Origin of the sequence: Streptomyces sp. NBC_00986 (assembly GCF_045162565.1) — a bacterium.
In the GTDB taxonomy this organism is placed as follows: domain Bacteria; phylum Actinomycetota; class Actinomycetes; order Streptomycetales; family Streptomycetaceae; genus Streptomyces.
This window is the reverse complement of the sequence record NZ_CP108733.1, coordinates 2,447,328-2,468,623: the sequence shown is the minus strand read 5'-3', so window position 1 is coordinate 2,468,623 and position 21,296 is coordinate 2,447,328. Positions and strand designations below refer to the sequence as shown.

Here is a 21,296-nt window from a genome sequence, read left to right as displayed (position 1 = left end):
GGCCGCCCCTGAAATCGGCCGGGGCACGCGGAGGCCCTTACTGGCGGCGCAGGGCGGCGAGTGCCTTGGCGGCGCCCTGCGCGCGCAGGTTCACGAAGGCCGGTGTCACCGTCAGTGGTGTCGCGTACGACTTCAGTGTCACGGGGCCCTTGACCGTCCTACCCCGGTTGACGTCGTACCACGTGCCCGCCGGCAGATGGATGTCCCGCGAGGCCGACGCGGTGAGGTTCGGCGCCGCGAGGACCGCGGGGCCGAGCATCCACTCGTCGTTGATCGTGTAACTCGCCCTGTCCTGCGGGAAGTCGAAGAACAGTGGCCGCACGATCGGGTCCCCGGTCCGCAACGTGTGCTGCACCTGGTCCCAGATGTACGGCGCCAGCCGCTGGTGGCGGGCGATCGCGTCGCGGTACAGGGCGACGGTCCGGTCGTCGTAGGGCACCTGCTGACCGGTCGTCACATCCGTGGTGCCCGCCGGGGATGTCGACGCGTACATCAGCGGCATGTACGACGACGACTGCGCCCAGCGCACCAACACCTCCTTCGTCGGGGCGGGTTGGCCCAGGGAGCCGCCGATCATGTCGGTCTCGACGAAGGGGTAGCCGATGGTCGACAGGGCGAGGTTCTGGGAGACGGACGCCTGGAGGGAGTTCCAGTCGGTGCCCTTGTCGATCTGGCGGACGACGAACCCGGCCTCGTGCGCGGCGCTGCCCCAGTGGACGCGGATGCCGGCCCCCTGGAGGTCGTAGGAGTCGGCGAGTTCGGAGCCGAGGCGCTGGTAGTCGGTGCCGGTGTAACCCGCGCGCGGTGCGCACTGGTCGTCGAAGAAGCGGGTGTCGAACTTGAGGCCGTCGACGCCGTACGTGTCCATCAACGTCTTCAAGTTGCCCTGGTACCAGGCCTTCGCGGCCGGGTTGCCGAGGTCGACGATCCCGGCGGTGCCGTTCCACCAGGTGACCGTGCACGGTTTCGTCGGGTCGGCCGCGTCGTGGAGGAGGTAGTCGTGGTCGGCGGCGTACTGGTAGTTGGTGGAGTCGAGGTTGATCCAGAGGGTGACCCAGAGGCCGAAGTCGTAGCCCAGGGCGTGGATTTGGGCCGACATCGCCTTGGGGTCCGGGTAGGCCTTCGGGTCGAAGGTCATGTTGCCGTAGTCGGACTCCCACTTGTCGTCCAGCTGGACGGTGTGTCCGCCAAGTCCCTTGTCGTGCAAGGCGGTTGCGTAGGCGAGGAGCTTCTCCTGGTTCACGCCCGTGTAGAACTGCGCCCACGAGTTCCACAGCGGCTCCGCGTACTGCTCGTACGTCGCGTCGCTCTGGTGCGGAGTGCCGACGACGCCGATGTAGTCGTCGTAGACCGCGCGCGGTGTCGACTCGACGAACACCGTGGCCTTGTAGGTGCCGCCCGAGTCGACGCCGAAGCGGCCCAGGCCGTCCTGGCCGGCGTTGAGGGAGACGTCCATCGTGTCGCCGGTGTCGACGTACAGACCGGCCGAACTCTCCGTGTACCAGAAGGGATCGACCATCTGGTACGACGCCGGGCCGAAGTCCGGCTGTTCGACCTGCCCGGCGTCCAGCGGCCACGGCTGGTCGGTGTACGGCCCGCCGGCGGGGGTGGTGGTCTCGCCGTGGCCGTACCAGTGGCCGGAGGGGGAGAGGCCGTAGGTGAGGCCGAGTTCCGTCGCCCCAACTCCCTTCACGTCCCAGTCGAGTCGGTACCTGTCGGCGATGGGCGTGAGCCGGGCCTCGACCGTCGTGTCCGCGAGGGTCGTGTCGGCCGTCAGGGTGAGCACACCTGCGTGCCAACTCCAGCCGGTGAGTGTCGTCGCGTGCTGCCAGTCGGATCCCGAACCGGCCCTGAAGCGGAGGGCGTCGGCGGCCGTGGCGAGGACCGTGCGGCCCGATCTTCTTGTGGTCAGGGTGAGTTGACCGGTGGTCGGTACGGTGACGGAGTAGCCGGGGGAGCCGGGTGCCGACGGGACCTTCAGCGACACCCCGGCCGAGGACGCGGAGACCGTCGCGCGTCCCGGTGCGGTCGTCGGGGTGCCGTGGGCCGTCGACGGCAGGAACGCCACGGTCAGGGCGGTCGCGAGGAGGCAGCCGAACTTGCGGGAAAAGATGCGCACCACTCATGTCCTTCTGCGGGAGACGGGAGAGTCATGGTGTTGCCGTGCAACGGCGCTGTTCTTTTCTGCTCGTTCCGGCCGATGTTCTTGCGCGAAACGTCATCTGTCAACGGGTTGCCCGCGCGAAGGGAGGGCCCAGGGATGTGCCTGGCGCACGGACTGAAGAAGGCCGATGTCTCGGTCGCCGCGGACGGCACGCGCTCGGCGGTGCGGCGCCAGTGTCTGCCGCACGCGGAGATCAGGGGCGCCGGCATCATCGCCCCGCGACTCGCGCCCTGCTCTCGGACGAGGTCCTCAACGGGCTGTCCCTCATCTTCGGCACCAAGGGCATGATCGGCGTGCTCCACGTCATGGAGTTCAAGTGGGACGACCAGGGAAGGCCCAAGAACCCTGCCGGCACAGCCCTGTCGGGCAGCTGGTCCGGCCTGCGGTTCGACACCGCACGCGACTGCATCAACCTGTCGATCTGGAGCGCCCACGACCACTTCCCCGAGGACACGCACCAGCAGCGCGGCAGGCAACTCGTCGACATCGCACCGGAGTCGACCCGGAACTGACACCCCGACCTGCGCCGGATCGCCACCTCCGTCCCCGTCGACCCCTGGCCGACCACCACCATCACCCTGCTCGGCGACGCCATCCACACGATGACCCCGGGCCAGGGCGTCGGCGCCAACACACCGCACTGCGCCGGAAGTTCCTCGCCGACATGTACGCGTACCGAGGTTCCGAGACGGTCTGAGCGCCGCCTCGGAAACCGAAACCCCCGGGCAACGGAGCCCAGGGGTGCGGTGGTTGAGGCACTGAGGTCAGGCCGTCACCGTCTCCGGCTGCGACGCCTCCCGGGGTGACCGGGTGCCGAGCAGTTCCGTCGGCACCGTGTTCGTCTCGCGGGCCGAGATCGCCGCGATCACCGGCGGGACGCACAGCGCCGCCGTGAACAGTGCCACCGAGGACCAGTCCGTGCCGTCCGGACCCGCGATCTGCGCGGCGAACGTGACCGCGAACCCGGCCACCGCGAAGCCGATCTGCGTGCCGATCGCCATGCCGGACAGCCGGACCCGGGTCGAGAACATCTCGCCGTAGAAGGAGGGCCACACGCCGTTCGCGGCGCTGTAGACGACGCCGAAAGCGACGATGCCGAGGATCAGGGTGAGGGCGTAGGAGCCCGTCGAGATGGCCCAGAGGTAGAGGAACATCGTGATCGCGCTGCCGACCGCGCCGATCAGATACACCGGGCGGCGGCCGATGCGGTCGGACAGGGTGGCCCACAGGGGGATCGCGGCGAGCGCGACGAGGTTGGCGAGCGCGCCCACCCACAGCATCGACGAGCGGGACATGCCGACGGAGTCACTGGTCGCGTAGGCCAGCGCCCACACCGTGAAGATCGTCGAGACGGAGGCGATCAGCGCGCCCGCGATCACCCGCAGGACGTCCGCCCAGTGCTCGCGCAGCAGCACCACGAGCGGCAGTTTGACGACGCCCTCGGTCGCGGCCTGCTCGGCGAAGGCCGGGGTCTCCTGAAGGTTGCGGCGGATGAAGAAGCCGGCCACCGCGACCAGCACGCTCGCCCAGAACGGAACGCGCCAACCCCATGACAGCAGCTGCTTGTCCGGGAGTTGGGCCACCGCGAGGAACACGAGCGTGGCGATGAGCTGGCCGCCCTGGGTGCCGCCCAGCGTGAAACTGGTGAAGAAGCCGCGCCGGTCCGCCGGCGCGTGTTCCAGCGTCATGGAACTGGCGCTCGCCTGCTCGCCCGCCGCCGAGATGCCCTGCAGGACCCGGCACAGTACGAGCAACACCGGTGCCAGGCCGCCGACTTGGCCTCGCGTGGGCAGGCAGCCGATGAGGAACGTCGACAGGCCCATCAGCAGCAGCGTGAAGATCATGATCTTCTTGCGGCCGACCCGGTCGCCGAAGTGCCCGAGGAACAGCGCGCCGACCGGCCGGGCCGCGTAGGCGACACCGAAGGTCGCGAGGGAGAGCAGGGTCGCGGTCGCCGGGTCCGAGTCGTCGAAGAAGACCTTCGGGAAGATCAGCGCGGCGGCACTGCCGTAGATGAAGAAGTCGTAGTACTCCAGGGCGCTGCCGATCCAGGCGGCGGTGGCGGCCTTTTTCGGTTGCCCGACGGCTTTGGCGGGGACGGACACGGCTTGCTCCTTCGGGGAAACTCCACCGTGGGCGGAGTGAGCGGAGACGGGGGCGACGGGTGTGACGGGGGCGTCGGGGGCGTCGGGGAGACGCGGGGGAGGTGGCGCCGGGTCGCGGCTAATTAACCCACTGGGTAGTTAGTCTCGGTGGGTAGGGATGTTGCGCTCACGTTTCCCAGGTGTCAAGGGGGGCCGTCGGGCGACTTCAGTCCGTCGCGCGCTCCGCCGTCAGGTAGGCGATCACCATGTCGCCCAGCATCGTCCGGTAGTGCTCGCGCTGCGCCGGTGCCACCAGGTCGCGGCCGAACAGGGCGCCGAAGGTGTGCCGGTTGGCGACCCGGAAGAAGCAGAAGGAACTGATCATCGCGTGCAGGTCGACGGCGTCCACGTCGGCCGTGAACAGGCCGGACTTCTGGCCCGCCTCCAGGATGCGGCGGATCACGTCGAGGGCGGGCGAGCCGATCTTCCCGAGCTTCTCGGAGGCGGCGATGTGCTCGGCGCCGTGGATGTTCTCGATCGACACCAGGCGGATGAAGTCCGGGTGCTGCTCGTGGTGGTCGAAGGTCAGCTCCGCGAGCCGGCGGATCGCCGCGACCGGGTCCAGGTGCTCGACGTCCAGGCCCCGTTCGGCCTCGCGGATCACGCCGTAGGACCGTTCCAGAACAGCCGTGAAGAGCTGTTCCTTGCCGCCGAAGTAGTAATAGATCATCCGCTTCGTGGTGCGGGTACGGGCGGCGATCTCGTCGACGCGGGCGCCGTCGTAGCCGGCCCGGGCGAACTCGTGGGTGGCCACGTCGAGGATCTCGGCCTTGGTGCGGGCCGCGTCGCGGATGCGCCCGTTCGGTCGTGCCGGTTCTTCGACGCTGGTCATCGGGTTCCTCGGCTTCGTTCGGGCGTGGGCGCGGTGTGCGGCCGATTGTAGAAGGGCCGGACGGTGGCGGTCGGCCGAGTCCGCGGCGGGGCTTCCGGAGTGCGTGGCCGGGGGCTTCCCGTAGCCGGACGATGCTGATATAGCTAACGTACTAGTTCGTACATTAGTGAGCCACTCAGGAGGGCCGCCGTGGCCGATGTCTTCAAGGACTCGTATCTCGTCGGGCTGATCGGTTCCGGCATCGGGCCCTCCCTCAGCCCGGCCCTGCACGAGCGCGAGGCCGACCGGCAGGGTCTGCGCTATGTGTACCGGCTCATCGACATCGACACACTCGGCGTCGGCCCGGAGGCGGTCGGCGAACTGGTGCGCGCCGCCCGCGACTTGGGCTTCGACGGGCTCAACATCACCCACCCCTGCAAGCAGCTCGTCATCGAGCACCTCGACGGGCTCGCCCCGCAGGCCGAGGCGCTGGGCGCGGTCAACACCGTCGTCCTCGAGGCGGACGGCCGCGCGATCGGCCACAACACGGACGTCACCGGCTTCGCCGCCTCCTTCGCACGCGGACTGCCCGACGCACCCATGGAACGCGTCGTCCAGCTCGGCGCCGGTGGCGCGGGCGCGGCCGTGGCACACGCCACGCTCACCCTCGGCGCCGAGCGCGTCACCGTCGTCGACGCGCTGCCGGAACGGTCCAACGCCCTCGCCGACTCCCTGAACCGCCACTTCGGCCCGGGCCGCGCCGTCGGCGCCACCCCCGACCGGCTGCCCGAACTCCTCGCCGCCGCCGACGGCATCGTCCACGCCACGCCCACCGGGATGGCCGCCCACCCCGGACTGCCCTTCCCCCCACGCCTGTTGCACTCCGAGCTGTGGGTCGCCGAAGTGGTCTACCGCCCGCTGGAGACCCAACTGCTGAGCACCGCCCGCGCGTTGGGCTGCGCCACCCTCGACGGTGGCGGCATGGCGGTCTTCCAGGCGGCGGACGCGTTCCGCCTGTTCACCGGCCGGGAACCCGACAGCGCGCACATGCTCGCGGACATCGCCGAGTTGGCCGGTGCCGTGCCCGCACCGAAATAGCGCCGCGCCCGCTTCCAGCCAGAGAGGTACTCCGATGCGGACATCCATCGCCACCGTCTCCCTCAGCGGCTCTCTCACCGAGAAGCTCACGGCCGCCTCCCGGGCCGGCTTCGACGGCGTCGAGATCTTCGAGAACGACCTGCTCGCCAGCCCGTTGACCCCCGAGGAGATCCGCGCCCGGTGCGCCGACCTCGGCCTGACCATCGACCTCTACCAGCCGATGCGGGACATCGAGGCCGTGCCCGAGGCCGAGTTCGCCCGCAACCTGCGCCGTGCCCGGCACAAGTTCGAGCTGATGCGCAGGCTCGGCACCGACACCGTCCTCGTCTGCTCCAGCGTCTCCCCGCTCGCCGAGGACGACGACGCGCTCGCCGCCGCCCAGCTCGGCCAACTGGCCGACCTGGCACAGGAGTTCGGCGTCCGCGTCGCCTACGAGGCGCTCGCCTGGGGACGGCATGTCAGCACGTACGATCACGCCTGGCGCATCGTCGAGAGCGCCGACCACCCCGCGCTCGGCACCTGCCTCGACAGCTTCCACATCCTGTCCCGGGGCTCCGATCCCAAGGGCATCGAGGACATCCCCGGCGAGAAGATCTTCTTCCTCCAGCTCGCCGACGCCCCGCTGCTCGCGATGGACGTCCTGCAGTGGAGCCGCCACTACCGCTGCTTCCCCGGCCAGGGCGGCTTCGACATCGCCGGACTCGTACGGCACGTCCTGACCGCCGGTTACGACGGCCCGCTCTCGCTGGAGGTCTTCAACGACGTGTTCCGGCAGGCGGAAGCCGGCCCGACAGCGGTCGACGCCCAACGCTCGCTGCTGGTCCTCCAGGAGACGGTCGGCGTCCTGGAGCCCCCAACTCCCGTCGTCCCCACGGGCATCGCCTTCGCCGAACTCGTCACCCCCGACGCGGAACCCGTCACCGCCCTGCTCGCCGCCCTCGGCTTCGCCCGCGTGGCCCGCCACCACGGCAAACCCGTGGACCTGTGGCAACAGGGCGAGGCCCGCATCCTGGTCAACACCGGCCCCGCCCTACGCCGGGACGGTACGACCCTCGCGGCAATCGGCCTGGAATCACCCGACCCGGACGGCGCCGCCCGCCGCGCCGAGGCCCTCCTCGCGCCGGTCCTGCCCCGCCGCCGTACCCCCGAGGACGCCCAACTCGACGCCGTGGCCGCACCGGACGGCACGGAACTCTTCTTCTGCGCCCGCACCACCCCCGAACTCCCGGGCTGGCGAGCCGACTTCACCGACACCGCCGGCCAACTGCCCTCAGGGGCAGGCATCCAGCGCATGGACCACCTCGCCCTCACCCAGCCGTGGCACCACTTCGACGAGGCAACTCTCTTCCACCGCAGTGTCCTTGGGCTCCAGGCTCAGGAGAGCGTCGACGTCGCCGACCCCTACGGCCTGTTGCGCAGCCGAGCCGTCACCACCCCCGACGGCAGCGTCCGTATCGCGTTGAGCGTCGGCGCGGCCCCCAGCGAGGACGGCGCCCACGCCCAACACATCGCCCTCGCAACGGAGGACGTGGTCACCGCGGCCCGCCGCTTCCGCGAGTCCGGCGGCCAACTGCTGCGTATGCCCGCGAACTACTACGACGACCTTGCGGCCCGATTCGACTTCACCGAGGGCGAGTTGGCGACGTACCAGGACCTCGGGATCCTCTACGACCGTGACGCGGGCGGCGAGTTCCGGCACTGCTACACCCGGACGGTCGGGCGCGTCTTCTTCGAACTGGTCCAGCGCGAGCCGGGCTACCGGGGTTACGGCGCCCAGAACGCGCCGGTGCGGCTGGCCGCCCAGCACGCGGCGAAGCGGCTCACTGGCGGCTGACGGTCCGGGTCACGCCGGTGACGACCGTCGTGGCCAGGATCCAGCCGGTGATGATCAGGGCGTAGGCGAGGTACTGGTACCAGCCGTTCGGCGCGAACGCCTCCTCCTGTCCGAAGGAGATCACCGGGAGCAGCAGGTCGAGCGTGTAGAACACCGGGTTGAAGTGCGGGGCCTCGGACGCCTTGAGGGCGTGGGGGTGGTGGAGGCCGTAGGTGAGCGCGCCGATGGCCAGCAGCGACAGGAGCCAGCCGCAGGCGCGCAGCGGGCGGAAGCCGTAGCCGACGGTGGCGTCCTGGACGTAGCCCCAGATCCGGTTGTACCACCGGAGGGTGCCGCGCAGGCGGCGCTGCTTGGCCAGTTGGACGGTGCGAGCGGAGTAGTCGTCGCCGACGCGGCGGTAGGCGGCGGCCAACTGCTCGTAGGCGTGCGGGACATAGCCTTCGGTGTCCCGTTCGAGCATGGTCAGCCGACGGGCGGCCGGTATGTGCGGGGTGAGCGAGGTGTAGGCGAGGCTGGTGAGGGAGACCTGGTCCGGCAGCATGGTCGGCTCCAGCCACAGGACGTCGATCTGCGCACTGTGCAGCACGAAATTCCCTGTCACGGGCGGCCCTTCGCGCAGCCAGAGTTCCCCCATGGTGGAGCTGCCCGCCAACAGTGCGGAGCCGCCCGGGTTCGACAGGCTGGTGTACGACAGGTCCAGTCGGCCCGCGATCCGGGCGCCGCGCAGACCGACCCAGCCCTCCACGCGGGCCAGCCGGAGCAGGAAGTTGCCCTCCACGACGAGTACCTCGGCGTCGATGGCGGAGTCTCCGGGGTGGGAGAGATGCGCCGTGTTGAGGTTGACCGACCCGGCGACACTCGCGCCGCTGAGCCGTATCTGACCCTGTGTGCGCAGTCCGGTCGCCCGGAGATCGTCCCCGATGGCCGCCTGATTGAGCTGCAGCACGGGCTGCTCCTCGTCCGGAGCGATGATCTCCGTGCCCTCCAGATACAGGCTCCCGGCGATCTTCGCTCCGGCAAGCCGCACCAGCCCGCTGAACCGGGCCCGGGTCAGCCGCAGCACGCCGTCCACCCGCATCGCGTGGGCGGTCAGCCCGGGCAGGACGGAGTCGCCGAGGTTGAGTTCGCGCAGCCGGGCCGCGTAGCAGCGGGGCACCTCGTCGAAGTGGCAGTACCGCAGCCGGACGGGGTGGTCGATCGTCGCGTACTGCAGATCGAGCCTGCCGCTGATCCGGGCGCCCGCCAGGCTCAGCGACGCTATCTCGCCTGCTTCCTGGGGCCCGTTGAGCAGCAGAGCCCGCAACACCTCGGCGCGGACGGTCCGTTCGGGCCCCCAGCCGGAGCCGAGGGCCACGTCCTCGTCCTCCGTCGTGCGGAAGTCCACGGACTCGCCCAACGGGAACGCCCGCCACACCTGTTCCTCGGCCGGTGTCAGATCGTTGATCTCCATCAGGCGGGACTCTAGTCGCGGAGGGCGCGCGGGCACAGGGGACGACGACGGCCCGGACCGCACGTCAACGCGTGGTCCGGGCCGTGGAGTTGTGCCGTTGTTACGGTCGGGTGTTCCACTCCGCGATCACCGGGCGGTCGTGCTCGGTGGAGAGGCGGCTGACCGTGCCGGTGGCCAGCTGGAACAGGCGGCCGTCCGCCGCCGTGAGGCCCAGGCGGCGGGCCGTGAGGACGCGGAGGAAGTGGGCGTGGGCCACGAGGATCACGTCACCGTCCACGAGCGCGGTGTCCACCCGCTTCAGGACCCGGTCGGCCCGGGCGCTGATCTCGTCCGGGGACTCACCGGGGTGTCCGGCAGGGCCCGGCGGCACCCCGTCGGTCCACAAGTACCAGTCGGGGCGGGTGCGGTGGATGTCGACGGTGGTGACGCCCTCGTAGGCGCCGTAGTCCCACTCGTGCAGGTCGGGGTCGGGTACGGCCCCGGTGATGCCCGCGAGTTCGGCGGTGCGTATCGCGCGGCCGAGCGGGCTGGTGAGTGCGAGAGCGAAGGCCCGGTCCGAGAGGAGCGGAGCGAGGGACTTGGCCTGTTCCTCGCCGTGCTGGGTGAGGGGCAGGTCGGTCCAGCTGGTGTGCTGGCCCGACACGCTCCACTCCGTCTCGCCGTGGCGGACCAGCAGAAGATCCCCCACGGCGCGCCTACTTGGACTCGACGGCGTGACCGCCGAACTGGTTGCGCAGCGCCGCGATCATCTTCATCTGCGGGGAGTCGTCCTGACGCGAGGCGAACCGCGCGAAGAGGGAGGCCGTGATCGCGGGCAGCGGCACGGCGTTGTCGATGGCCGCCTCGACGGTCCACCGGCCCTCGCCGGAGTCCTCCGCGAAACCGCGCAGCTTGTCCAAGTGCTCATCGCCGTCAAGGGCGTTGACCGCCAGGTCCAGCAGCCACGAGCGGATGACGGTGCCCTCCTGCCAGGAACGGAACACCTCCCGCACGTCCGTGACGGAGTGGGCCTTCTCCAGCAGCTCCCAACCCTCGGCGTACGCCTGCATCATGGCGTACTCGATACCGTTGTGAACCATCTTGGAGAAGTGCCCGGCACCCACCTTGCCGGCGTGCACGAAGCCGAACTCGCCCTCGGGCTTCAGCGCGTCGAAAATCGGCTGCACCTTCGCGATGTTCTCGGCGTCGCCGCCGACCATCAGCGCGTAGCCGTTCTTCAGGCCCCACACACCACCGGACACGCCCGCGTCGACGAAGCCGATGCCCTTGGCGCCCAGCTCCTCGGCGTGCTTCTCGTCGTCCGTCCAGCGGGAGTTGCCGCCGTCCACGATGACGTCACCGGGCTGGAGCAGCTCGCCCAGCTCGTCGACGACCGACTGGGTGGGGGCACCGGCCGGGACCATCACCCATACCGTGCGCGGCGCTTCGAGCTTGCCGACCAGTTCGGCGAGGCTCTCGACGTCGGTCACTTCGGGGTTGCGGTCGTAGCCGATGACGGTGTGGCCCGCGCGGCGGATGCGCTCGCGCATGTTGCCGCCCATCTTGCCGAGGCCGATCAGTCCGAGCTGCATGTCAGTTCACTTCCTGGGAATTACGGAGCGTCCGGTAGGTGGCCACGAGAGCGGCGGTGGAGGAGTCGAGACCGGGCACGTCCGCGCCCTCGGTCAGGGCGGGTTCGACGCGCTTGGCGAGGACCTTGCCGAGCTCGACGCCCCACTGGTCGAAGGAGTCGATGTTCCAGATCGCACCCTGGACGAACACCTTGTGCTCGTAGAGGGCGATGAGTTGGCCGAGCACCGAGGGGGTCAGCTCGCGGGCCAGGATCGTGCTGGTGGGGTGGTTGCCTTTGAACGTCTTGTGCGGCACCAGCTCCTCCGCGACGCCCTCGGCCCGCACCTCGTCCGGCGTCTTGCCGAAGGCCAACGCCTGTGTCTGCGCGAAGAAGTTGGCCATCAGCAGGTCGTGCTGAGCCTTGAGGCCCTCGCTCAGCCCGCCGATCGGGTTGACGAAGCCGATGAAGTCCGCCGGGATCAACTTCGTGCCCTGGTGGATGAGTTGGTAGTAGGCGTGCTGCCCGTTCGTGCCGGGCGTGCCCCACACCACCGGGCCGGTCTGCCACTCCACCGGATTCCCGTCCCGGTCCACGGACTTGCCGTTGGACTCCATGTCCAGCTGCTGCAGGTAGGCGGTGAACTTGGAGAGATAGTGCGAGTACGGCAGCACCGCGTGCGACTGCGCGTCGAAGAAGTTGCCGTACCAGACGCCCAACAGGCCAAGAAGGAGGGGGGCGTTGGACTCGGCGGGTGCGGTGCGGAAGTGCTCGTCGATGAGGTGGAAACCGTCGAGCATCTCGCGGAAGCGGTCGGGGCCGATGGCGATCATCAGGGAGAGACCGATGGCGGAGTCGTACGAGTAGCGTCCGCCGACCCAGTCCCAGAACTCGAACATGTTGTCCGTGTCGATGCCGAAGTCCGACACCTTCCCGGCGTTCGTCGACAGCGCCACGAAGTGCTTCGCGACGGCCTTGTCGTCACCGCCGAGACCCTCAAGGAGCCACGTCCGTGCGGACGTCGCGTTGGTGATCGTCTCGATCGTCGTGAACGTCTTGGACGCGACGATGAACAGCGTCTCGGCCGGGTCGAGGTCACGGGTCGCCTCGTGCAGGTCGGCGCCGTCCACGTTCGACACGAACCGGACCGTCAACGAGCGGTCCGTGAACGCGCGGAGGGCCTCGTAGGCCATCGCCGGGCCCAGGTCGGAGCCGCCGATGCCGATGTTGACGACATTGCGGATCCGACGACCCGTGTGGCCGGTCCACTCGCCGGAGCGGACGCGGTCCGCGAAGCCGGCCATCTTGTCGAGCACGGCGTGGACTTGGGGCACGACGTTCTCACCGTCGACCTCGATCACCGCGTCACGCGGGGCACGCAGCGCGGTGTGCAGGACCGCGCGGTCCTCGGTGACGTTGATCTTCTCGCCGCGGAACATGGCGTCCCGGAGGCCGAACACGCCGGTGGCGGTGGCCAGTTCCTGGAGAAGGGCGAGGGTCTCGTCGGTGATCAGGTGCTTGGAGTAGTCGATGCGCAGGTCGCCGACGGTGACGACGTACCGCTCCGCGCGCCCCGGGTCCGCCGCGAACAACTCACGCAACTGCGGCTGCAGTTGATCCGCGCGGTGGTCCTCCAGAGCGGTCCACTCGGGCCGCCGCACGAGCTTGGGGGAGTCAGACATGACGGGGGGTCTCCTTGGTGCCGTCGGCCCGCAGGGCGATGGCGTACATCTCGTCGGCGTCGAGGCGCCGCAGCTCCTCGGCGATCAGTTCGGAGGTCGTGCGCACCTTCAGCGCGAGGGTGCGGGAGGGCTGCCCGGGCAGGGACAGCGTGGCCAGCGGGCCCTCGGGGCGGTCGATGACGACCTCGCCGGCGCCGGTCCCGAGGCGGACGGCCGTGATGACCGGTCCCGCGGTGACCACGCGGTCGATCTTCACCTTGAGGCGTGCCTCCAGCCAGCGGGCCAACAGCTCGGCGGCCGGGTTGTCGGCCTCGCTCTCCACGGCACCCGAGGTGATCTTGGACTTGGCCTGGTCGAGGGCCGCCGCCAGCATCGAGCGCCACGGGGTCAGCCGGGTCCAGGCGAGGTCGGTGTCGCCGGGCGCGTAGGCACGGGCGCGGGCGTCCAGCGCCTCCAGCGGGTTCGTCGCCGAGTACAGGTCGGTGATCCGGCGCTGCGCGAGGGCGCCCAGCGGGTCCTTCGCCGGGATCTCGGGGGCGTCCCCGGGCCACCAGACGACGACCGGCGCGTCCGGCAGCAGCAGGGGCAGCACCACAGAGTCGGCGTGGTCGGACACCTCGCCGTAGGTCCGCAGCACGACCGTCTCGCCGGTGCCTGCGTCGGCGCCCACCCGGACCTCGGCGTCGAGGTGCGAGTTGGTGCGGTCCCGCGGGGTGCGGGCGTGCCGCTTGATGACGACCAGGGTGCGCGAGGGGTGCTCGTGCGAGGCCTCCTCGGCCGCCTTGATCGAGTCGTAGGCGTTCTCCTCGTCCGTGACGATGACCATCGTCAGGACCATGCCCACGGCAGGGGTGCCGATGTCGCGGCGACCCTGCACCAGCGCCTTGTTGATCTTGCTTGCCGTGGTGTCGCTCAGGTCGATCTTCATGGCCTGCGCCAGCTCCGTCCGTCTCGTGCGAGCATCTCGTCCGCCTCCTCGGGACCCCAGCTGCCCGAGGAGTACTGCGCGGGCTTGCCGTTCTGTGCCCAGTACTCCTCGATCGGGTCGAGGATCTTCCAGGACTCTTCCACTTCCTGGTGGCGCGGGAACAGGTTGGCGTCGCCGAGCAGCACATCCAGGATGAGCCGCTCGTACGCCTCCGGGCTCGACTCCGTGAACGACTCGCCGTAGGCGAAGTCCATGGACACGTCCCGGATCTCCATCGAGGTGCCCGGCACCTTGGAGCCGAACCGGACCGTCATGCCCTCGTCGGGCTGGACGCGGATGACGATCGCGTTCTGGCCCAGTTCCTCGGTGGCGCTGGAGTCGAAGGGGGAGTGCGGGGCGCGCTTGAAGACGACCGCGATCTCCGTCACGCGCCGCCCGAGCCGCTTGCCGGTGCGCAGGTAGAAGGGGACGCCCGCCCAGCGGCGGTTGTCCACCTCCAGCTTGACGGCCGCGTAGGTGTCGGTCTTCGACTGCGGGTCGATGCCGTCCTCCTGGAGGTAGCCGACGACCTTCTCGCCGCCCTGCCAGCCCTCCGCGTACTGCCCGAACACCGTGTGCTCGCCCAGCTTCTCCGGCAGTCGCACCGACTTCAGCACCTTGAGCTTCTCGGTGAGCAGCGCCTCCTCGTCGAAGGCGATCGGCTCCTCCATGGCGGTCAGCGCCATCAGCTGCAGGAGGTGGTTCTGGATGACGTCACGGGCCGAACCGATGCCGTCGTAGTAGCCGGCGCGGCCGCCGATGCCGATGTCCTCGGCCATCGTGATCTGGATGTGGTCGACGTAGGACCGGTTCCAGATGGGCTCGTACATCTGGTTGGCGAAGCGCAGCGCCAGGATGTTCTGGACCGTCTCCTTGCCGAGGTAGTGGTCGATGCGGAACACCTGGTCCGGGTCGAACACCTCGTGGACGATCTTGTTCAGCTCGCGCGCGCTCTTCAGGTCGCGGCCGAACGGCTTCTCGATGACCGCGCGCCGCCAGGAACCCTCGCCGGCCGTCGCGAGCCCGTGCTTCTTCAGCTGCTGGACGACCTTCGGGAAGAACTTCGGCGGTACGGAGAGATAGAACGCGTAGTTGCCGCTGGTCCCGCGGGACCCGTCCAACTCGTCCACGGCGGCGCGTAGTTGCTTGAACGCGGTGTCGTCGTCGAAGTCGCCCGGGATGAACCGCATGCCCTCGGCGAGCTGCTGCCAGACCTCCTCGCGGAACTCGGTCCGCGAGTGCTCGCGCACCGAGTCGTGCACCACCTGCGCGAAGTCCTGGTCCTCCCAGTCCCGCCGGGCGAACCCGACGAGGGAGAAGCCCGGCGGCAGCATGCCGCGGTTGGCCAGGTCGTACACGGCCGGCATCAGCTTCTTGCGGGACAGGTCACCGGTGACCCCGAAGATGACCAGCCCGGACGGGCCCGCGATGCGCGGGAGCCGACGGTCGCGCGGGTCGCGCAGCGGGTTGTCCCAGCCGGCGGCCAGGGCGTCGGTGATCTCCTCGACGGTGAGCGCCTGCACGGCCGCCTCGGCCGCTCCGGCCGGTTTCGTTTCGGGAAGTTCCTCGGTCATTCCCCGTCGACCCCCTTGCTGTTCAGCGACTTCGCGACGGCGTCCAGCAGGTCCTGCCAGGCCACCTCGAACTTGGCGACGCCCTCGTCCTCCAGCTGCTTGACGACCACGTCGTACGAGATCCCCAGCCGCTCTACGGCGTCCAGGTCGGCGCGGGCCTGCGCGTAGCCGCCGGTCACCGTGTCGCCGTGGATGTCACCGTGGTCGGCGGTGGCGTTCAGCGTCGCCTCCGGCATGGTGTTGACCGTGCCGGGCGCGACCAGCTCGTCGACGTACAGGGTGTCCTTGTACGACGGGTCCTTCACGCCGGTCGAGGCCCACAGGGGGCGCTGCTTGTTGGCCTTGGCGCCTGTTAGACCGGTCCAACGGTCACCGGAGAAGACCTCTTCGTAGGCCTCGTACGCGAGCCGCGCGTTGGCGAGAGCCGCCTTGCCCTTGAGGGCGAGGGCCTCGTCCGTGCCGATCGCGGTGAGGCGCTTGTCGATCTCGGAGTCGACGCGGGAGACGAAGAAGGAGGCCACGGAGTGGATGGTCGCCAGGTCGATGCCCGCGGCCTTCGCCTTCTCCAGGCCGGCCAGGTAGGCGTCCATGACCTCGCGGTAGCGCTCCAGGGAGAAGATCAGCGTGACGTTGACGCTGATGCCCTCGCCGATGACCTCGGTGATGGCGGGGAGGCCGGCCTTCGTCGCCGGGATCTTGATCATCACGTTGGAACGGTCCACCAGCCAGGCCAGCTGCTTGGCCTCGGCGATGGTCGCCTCGGTGTTGTGCGCGAGCCGCGGGTCGACCTCGATGGAGACCCGGCCGTCCCGGCCGCCGGTCGCGTCGTAGACCGGGCGCAGGATGTCGGCGGCGGCGCGGACGTCGGCGGTGGTCATCATCCGTACGGCCTCTTCGACCGTCACCCTGCGCACGGCCAGGTCGGCGAGCTGCTGCTCGTAGCCCTCGCCGGAGCCGATGGCGGCCTGGAAGATCGAGGGGTTGGTGGTGACACCGACGACGTTCTTGGTGTCGATGAGTTCGGCGAGGTTGCCGGACTCGATCCGCTTGCGCGACAGGTCGTCCAGCCAGATGGAGACGCCCTCGTCGGACAGGCGCTTGAGAGCTCCCGCGGTGGCGGTCACTTCGGTCACTGTGATCATCTTCTTTCTGGCGATCGGATCAACCGCGCGCGGCGGCAAGGGATTCCCGGGCAGCAGCGGCGACGTTCTCGGCCGTGAAACCGAACTCGGCGAACAGGGTCTTGGCATCGGCGGAGGCGCCGAAGTGTTCGAGGGAGACGATGCGTCCTGCGTCACCCACGAACCGGTACCACGTGAGACCGATCCCGGCCTCGACCGCAACGCGGGCCTTCACGGACGGCGGAAGGACGCTGTCGCGGTACTCGCGCGACTGCTCCTCGAACCACTCCACGGACGGCATCGACACCACCCGTGCACCCACGCCCTCGGCCTCCAGCTGCTCCCGCGCCTCGACGGCGAGGTGCACCTCGGAACCGGTCGCGATGAGCACGACGTCCGGGGTCTCGGTGGAGGAGTCCTTGAGGACGTAACCGCCGCGCGCCGCATCGGAGTTGGGCGCGTAGGTCGGCACACCCTGGCGGGTCAGCGCGAGGCCGTGCGGGGCGGGCTTCGTGGCGTGCCGCTTGAGGATCTCGGCCCAGGCGATCGCGGTCTCGTTGGCGTCGGCCGGGCGCACGATGTTCAGGCCCGGGATGGCGCGCAGCGAGGCGAGGTGCTCGACCGGCTGGTGCGTGGGGCCGTCCTCGCCGAGACCGATGGAGTCGTGCGTCCAGACGTACGTCACCGGGAGCTGCATCAGCGCGGAGAGACGGACGGCGTTGCGCATGTAGTCGGAGAACACCAGGAAGGTGCCGCCGTAGACACGGGTGTTGCCGTGCAGGGCGATGCCGTTCATCTCGGCCGCCATCGAGTGCTCGCGAATACCGAAGTGGATCGTACGGCCGTACGGGTTCGCCTCCGGCAGCGGGTTGCCCTTCGGGAGGAAGGACGAGGTCTTGTCGATGGTGGTGTTGTTCGAACCGGCGAGGTCGGCGGAGCCGCCCCACAGCTCGGGCAGGACCGGTCCAAGTGCCTGGAGGACCTTGCCGGAGGCGGCGCGGGTGGCGACGGAGGAGCCCGCCTCGAAGACCGGCAGGGACTGCTCCCAGCCCTCGGGGAGCTGCCCGGCGACGACCCGGTCGAAGAGCTTCGCCCGCTCGGGCTGCTCGCCGCGCCATGTGTCGAGCTGCTTGTCCCAGGCGGAGTGCGCCTCGGCGCCCCGGTCCAGGGCCCGGCGGCTGTGCGCGATGACCTCGTCGGCGACCTCGAAGGACCGCTCCGGGTCGAAGCCGAGGACGCGCTTGGTGGCGGCGATCTCGTCGGCGCCGAGCGCGGAGCCGTGGGCGGCCTCGGTGTTCTGGGCGTTCGGGGCGGGCCAGGCGATGATCGTGCGCATCGCGATGATCGAGGGGCGCTCGGTCTCGGCCTGCGCCGTCCTCAGCGCCGTGTACAGCGCGTGGGTGTCGATGTCACCGTCGGCGGCGGGCTCGATGCGCTGGGTGTGCCAGCCGTAGGCCTCGTAGCGCTTCAGGACGTCCTCGGAGAAGGCGGTCGCGGTGTCGCCCTCGATGGAGATGTGGTTGTCGTCGTAGACGAAGACGAGGTTGCCGAGCCTCTGGTGGCCGGCGAGGGAGGAGGCCTCGGCGGAGATGCCCTCCTCCAGGTCGCCGTCGGAGACGATCGCCCAGACGGTGTGGTCGAAGGGCGACTCGCCCTCGGGAGCCTCGGGGTCGAAGAGGCCGCGCTCGTAGCGGGCGGCCATCGCCATGCCCACCGCGTTGGCGACACCCTGTCCGAGCGGTCCTGTCGTGGTCTCCACACCGGCCGTGTGCCCGTACTCGGGGTGACCAGGCGTCTTCGAGCCGTGCGTCCGGAACGCCTTCAGGTCGTCCAGCTCCAGCTCGTAGCCGGCGAGGTACAGCTGCGTGTACAGCGTCAGCGAGGTGTGGCCGGGGGAGAGGACGAAGCGGTCACGGCCGGTCCACTCGGGATCCGCGGGGTCGTGACGCATCACCTTCTGAAAGATCGTGTACGCGGCGGGAGCCAGGGCCATCGCGGTTCCCGGGTGGCCGTTGCCGACCTTCTGCACCGCGTCAGCGGCCAGAACACGGGCGGTGTCGACGGCTCGACGGTCGAGATCGGTCCACTCGAAGCTGTCAGGTGTGTGCGCGTTCATCTTCAAGAAGTCCTCGGTAAGAGCGGAAGAACTGCTCGGACGTCTTCAAATCTAAAAGTCTGACTTTTACGAGGGAAGGTGCCGGTGTGCCAGCCTGTGGTGAAAGTGGGACACCGGGATGAGCGTCGAGGCGGCACGAGAAGGACATGACGGACAGAACTATCCAAGACGTCGGCGGTGACGGCGACGTGATCAGAACGTTTCCCTTCCCTGTCGATCTGAGTGTCTGCGGCGTCGGCATGCAGGTCGGCCCGATGGGCACCGACCACACCTGGCACGCCGACGCGCCCCTGCACCGCGTCCACCGCATCGACTTCCATGTGGTGATGCTCTTCTCCGGCGGCCCGGTCCGCCACATGATCGACTTCGCCGAGTACGAGGTGAGCGCCGGTGACGTCCTGTGGATCCGCCCCGGCCAGGTCCACCGCTTCTCCTCGACCAGCGAGTACCGCGGCACGGTCCTGACCATGCAGCCCGGCTTCCTCCCGCGCGCCACGGTCGAGGCGACCGGCCTCTACCGTTACGACCTCCCGCCCGTCCTGCACCCCGACGAGCCCCGCCTCGCCGCCCTGCGCGCCTCCCTGGGCCAGCTCCAGCGCGAGTACGAGGACTCGACCACGCTCCCGCTGAGCCTGCACACCTCTGTCCTACGACACTCCCTGACGGCCTTCCTGCTACGGCTCGCGCATCTCGCGGCGAGCTCGGCCGAGGACGCCGCCGGGCAGGCCGACACGACGTTCACGCTCTTCCGGAACGCCGTCGAGAAGGGCTTCGCCACCAATCACAGCGTCAGCGCCTACGCCGACGCCCTCGGCTACTCCCGCCGCACCCTGGTCCGCGCGGTCCGCGCCGCGACGGGTGAGACTCCGAAGGGCTTCATCGACAAGCGCGTCGTCCTGGAGGCGAAACGGCTGTTGGCCCACACGGATCTGCCGATCGGCCGCGTGGGCGCGGCAGTTGGGTTCCCGGACGCGGCGAACTTCTCCAAGTTCTTCCAGCAGCACACGGATGTGACACCGGCGGGGTTTCGGGCGGAGTTGCGGTGAGGGCGGTGGACGCGCTGAACGGGGACATGTCGAAGGAAACGGGGGCGTGTCGAAGGGGGCCCCACGCGCACGCGTGAAGCCCCCTTCTCCCGTGGGGAGTTGGTATCAGTGGCCGAAGTCGAACCAGTTCACGTTCACGAAGTCCGCCGGCTGGCCGCTGCTGAAGGTGAGATAGACGTCATGGGTGCCGGTGACCGAGCTGATGTTCGCCGGGACTGTTCTCCATGACTGCCAGCCCCCGGTGTTGGCCAGGGCGAAGCTGCCGACCGGGGTCGCGGTGGGGCTGTCGAGGCGGACCTGGACCAGGCCGCTGACCCCGCTCGCGGCGCCGCTCGCGACCCGGGCGTAGAACTGGGTGGCCGCCGTGGAGCCGAAGTTGACTCCCTTGTAGAGCGCCCAGTCTCCGTTGGCTATGGAGCCGATGTCCTGGCCGCCGCCGGTGTCCGTGGTGGTCTCGGCGATCGTGCCGGACTGGCTGTCGTAGGACTCGGCCTGGACGGCGCTGTAGGCGTCCCGGTTGCCCGTCGGCGGGGGTGTGGTACCGCTCCCACTGCCCGTGGACGAGAGCACCTGGACGTAGTCCACCGTCATCGGGTGGTTCGGGTCGGTGGTGCTGGTGGGGCCGCCGCCGAACGCGTCCGGGAAGCCGCCGCCCATTGCCACGTTCAGGATGATGAAGAAGCCGTGGTTCGTCGCGTTGGCCCAGGTCGTCGCGTCGACCTGACTGGAGTTCACCGTCTCGAAGTTGACGCCGTCGAGGTAGTAGCGGATCTGTTCGGGGCTCGTGGAACGGTCCCACTCCATCGCGTACGTGTGGAAGCCCGCCTGGCAGGTCGTTCCCGTGCACGCCGTCGAACCGCCGATGCCGGTCGTCTCGTTGCACGGACCGCCCGGGCTGGTGCCGCAATGCACCGTGGACCAGTCGGTGTTGAGACCCTGGACGTTCTCCATGATGTCCAACTCGCCCACGCTGGGCCAGTTCTGGTAGTTGCCCCGGTACGGCGCGCCCAGCATCCAGAACGCGGGCCAGTACCCGAGCGCCGATGAGCCGGTGACATTGGGGAGTTGGATACGGGCCTCGACGCGGAGCTTCCCGCCGGCCGGCGGCTGGAAGTCGGTGCGGTTGGTCTCGATACGGCCCGAGGTCCAGTTGCCGGAGGCGTCCCGGCGCGGGGTGATCAGCAGGTTGCCGTTGCCGTCCAGGGCCACGTTGTTGGTGGAGGAGGTCATCGTCTCGACCTCGCCGGTGCCCCAGTTGGCGGCCCCGCCCGGGTACGAAGTCCCGGTGTCGTACTGCCAGTTGGTGGTGGAGACACCGGTGCCCGCGGAGCCGTTGAAGTCGTCCAGGAAGACCTGTGTCCAGCCCGACGGGGGCGTGGGCGCGGACGCGTTCGCGGGCAGGGTGAAGGCCGTGGCGGTGGCGGCCGCCAGGCCGAGGGTGCTGAGGACGGCGATCAGGGTGCGCCTGAAGGGGCGGGGTCTGCGCTGCGTGCCGCGGGGTTCACTCATCGGTGCCTCTCGGATACGGAGTGGGGGTGCGGGGTGCCGTGCCTGTCTGAGAGCGCTCTCAGACAGTGGGGTGCGCGGTCAATGTGCTCTCAGCCACCCAGGCCGTCAAGAGGTGAAGCCGTGAAAGTCCTTTCGCTGTGCGGGAGTTCGGGCGATGAATGCGGTGAAAGAGGAAGTTTCCGATCCGCCTTCCGAGGCGGCAGGGGCCTGCCCGGGACCGGTCGGGATCGG

16 protein-coding genes are annotated in these 21,296 nt (G+C 69.5%); 4 read left to right on the top strand and 12 right to left on the bottom strand.

The genetic code is table 11. The features are described 5' to 3' along the window. Positions 1 to 37: 37 nt before the first annotated feature. Complete coding sequence (locus OG504_RS10805) at positions 38 to 2,119, bottom strand: glycoside hydrolase family 31 protein (RefSeq protein ID WP_405989596.1); 2,082 nt, start codon at positions 2,117 to 2,119, stop codon at positions 38 to 40. 218 nt (positions 2,120 to 2,337) lie between these two features. Here OG504_RS10805 and OG504_RS10800 point away from each other — a divergent pair, with 218 nt between their 5' ends. Then, positions 2,338 to 2,676, top strand: a complete 339-nt coding sequence (locus OG504_RS10800) for a hypothetical protein (RefSeq protein ID WP_405989595.1) — start codon at positions 2,338 to 2,340, stop codon at positions 2,674 to 2,676. Positions 2,677 to 2,928: 252 nt separating this feature from the next. On the opposite strand, the gene OG504_RS10795 is transcribed toward OG504_RS10800, so the two are convergent. After that, positions 2,929 to 4,269 (bottom strand): MFS transporter, encoded by a 1,341-nt coding sequence (locus OG504_RS10795; protein WP_405989594.1) that lies wholly within the window; start codon positions 4,267 to 4,269, stop codon positions 2,929 to 2,931. Positions 4,270 to 4,474: 205 nt separating this feature from the next. Next, the gene (locus OG504_RS10790; protein ID WP_033285796.1) at positions 4,475 to 5,140 is read right to left on the bottom strand and encodes a TetR/AcrR family transcriptional regulator; all 666 of its coding nucleotides are present in this window, start codon (positions 5,138 to 5,140) and stop codon (positions 4,475 to 4,477) included. A 189-nt stretch (positions 5,141 to 5,329) separates the two neighbouring features. Between OG504_RS10790 and OG504_RS10785 the strand changes: the two genes are divergently transcribed. Together OG504_RS10785 and OG504_RS10780 are read left to right on the top strand one after the other, a co-directional pair. Continuing rightward, complete coding sequence (locus tag OG504_RS10785) at positions 5,330 to 6,217, top strand: shikimate dehydrogenase (protein ID WP_405989593.1); 888 nt, start codon at positions 5,330 to 5,332, stop codon at positions 6,215 to 6,217. A gap of 34 nt (positions 6,218 to 6,251) precedes the next feature. After that, entirely contained in the window at positions 6,252 to 8,051 is a 1,800-nt protein-coding gene (locus OG504_RS10780) for a bifunctional sugar phosphate isomerase/epimerase/4-hydroxyphenylpyruvate dioxygenase family protein (protein WP_405989592.1), read from the top strand. Here OG504_RS10780 and OG504_RS10775 read toward each other — a convergent pair. The 8 genes from OG504_RS10775 to tkt form a co-directional block, all read right to left on the bottom strand. Beyond that, positions 8,038 to 9,501 carry a membrane-associated oxidoreductase gene (locus tag OG504_RS10775; protein WP_405989591.1) on the bottom strand — a complete coding sequence of 488 codons (1,464 nt, stop codon included), beginning with the start codon at positions 9,499 to 9,501 and terminating at the stop codon, positions 8,038 to 8,040. The two genes, OG504_RS10780 and OG504_RS10775, sit on opposite strands and share 14 nt — an antisense overlap. Before the next feature lie 100 nt (positions 9,502 to 9,601). Then, on the bottom strand, positions 9,602 to 10,189 hold the full coding sequence (locus tag OG504_RS10770; RefSeq protein WP_405989590.1) for a histidine phosphatase family protein: 588 nt from the start codon (positions 10,187 to 10,189) through the stop codon (positions 9,602 to 9,604). 7 nt (positions 10,190 to 10,196) lie between these two features. Continuing rightward, entirely contained in the window at positions 10,197 to 11,072 is an 876-nt protein-coding gene (gene gnd, locus OG504_RS10765; protein ID WP_405989589.1) for a phosphogluconate dehydrogenase (NAD(+)-dependent, decarboxylating), read from the bottom strand. A gap of 1 nt (position 11,073) precedes the next feature. Continuing rightward, on the bottom strand, positions 11,074 to 12,732 hold the full coding sequence (gene pgi / locus OG504_RS10760; protein ID WP_405989588.1) for a glucose-6-phosphate isomerase: 1,659 nt from the start codon (positions 12,730 to 12,732) through the stop codon (positions 11,074 to 11,076). Then, entirely contained in the window at positions 12,725 to 13,660 is a 936-nt protein-coding gene (gene opcA, locus OG504_RS10755; RefSeq protein ID WP_405989587.1) for a glucose-6-phosphate dehydrogenase assembly protein OpcA, read from the bottom strand. Before opcA ends, pgi begins: the two co-directional genes overlap by 8 nt. Then, a complete protein-coding gene (gene zwf / locus OG504_RS10750) occupies positions 13,657 to 15,273 on the bottom strand; it encodes a glucose-6-phosphate dehydrogenase (protein ID WP_405989586.1) in 1,617 nt (538 codons plus the stop codon). The genes opcA and zwf overlap by 4 nt, the downstream gene beginning before the upstream one ends. Then, positions 15,270 to 16,415 (bottom strand): transaldolase, encoded by a 1,146-nt coding sequence (gene tal / locus OG504_RS10745; protein WP_405989585.1) that lies wholly within the window; start codon positions 16,413 to 16,415, stop codon positions 15,270 to 15,272. The genes zwf and tal overlap by 4 nt, the downstream gene beginning before the upstream one ends. Before the next feature lie 19 nt (positions 16,416 to 16,434). Continuing rightward, complete coding sequence (gene tkt / locus OG504_RS10740) at positions 16,435 to 18,510, bottom strand: transketolase (RefSeq protein WP_405989584.1); 2,076 nt, start codon at positions 18,508 to 18,510, stop codon at positions 16,435 to 16,437. A gap of 146 nt (positions 18,511 to 18,656) precedes the next feature. Between tkt and OG504_RS10735 the strand changes: the two genes are divergently transcribed. Beyond that, the gene (locus OG504_RS10735) at positions 18,657 to 19,556 is read left to right on the top strand and encodes a helix-turn-helix domain-containing protein (protein ID WP_405989583.1); all 900 of its coding nucleotides are present in this window, start codon (positions 18,657 to 18,659) and stop codon (positions 19,554 to 19,556) included. Between the two features lie 105 nt (positions 19,557 to 19,661). Here the strand turns inward: OG504_RS10735 and OG504_RS10730 are convergent, their stop codons facing one another. Continuing rightward, positions 19,662 to 21,065: a glycoside hydrolase family 16 protein gene (locus tag OG504_RS10730; protein ID WP_405989582.1), complete on the bottom strand. Its 1,404-nt coding sequence runs from the start codon at positions 21,063 to 21,065 to the stop codon at positions 19,662 to 19,664. Positions 21,066 to 21,296 lie beyond the last annotated feature (231 nt).

Coding starts and splice junctions, on each gene's coding strand:
- OG504_RS10780 (WP_405989592.1), top strand. CDS start 6,252: ATGCGGACATCCATCGCCACCGTCTCCCTCAGCGGCTCTCTCACCGAG.
- tal (WP_405989585.1), bottom strand. CDS start 16,415: ATGATCACAGTGACCGAAGTGACCGCCACCGCGGGAGCTCTCAAGCGC.
- OG504_RS10775 (WP_405989591.1), bottom strand. CDS start 9,501: ATGGAGATCAACGATCTGACACCGGCCGAGGAACAGGTGTGGCGGGCG.
- OG504_RS10735 (WP_405989583.1), top strand. CDS start 18,657: ATGACGGACAGAACTATCCAAGACGTCGGCGGTGACGGCGACGTGATC.
- zwf (WP_405989586.1), bottom strand. CDS start 15,273: ATGACCGAGGAACTTCCCGAAACGAAACCGGCCGGAGCGGCCGAGGCG.
- opcA (WP_405989587.1), bottom strand. CDS start 13,660: ATGAAGATCGACCTGAGCGACACCACGGCAAGCAAGATCAACAAGGCG.
- OG504_RS10790 (WP_033285796.1), bottom strand. CDS start 5,140: ATGACCAGCGTCGAAGAACCGGCACGACCGAACGGGCGCATCCGCGAC.
- OG504_RS10730 (WP_405989582.1), bottom strand. CDS start 21,065: ATGAGTGAACCCCGCGGCACGCAGCGCAGACCCCGCCCCTTCAGGCGC.
- gnd (WP_405989589.1), bottom strand. CDS start 11,072: ATGCAGCTCGGACTGATCGGCCTCGGCAAGATGGGCGGCAACATGCGC.
- tkt (WP_405989584.1), bottom strand. CDS start 18,510: ATGAACGCGCACACACCTGACAGCTTCGAGTGGACCGATCTCGACCGT.
- pgi (WP_405989588.1), bottom strand. CDS start 12,732: ATGTCTGACTCCCCCAAGCTCGTGCGGCGGCCCGAGTGGACCGCTCTG.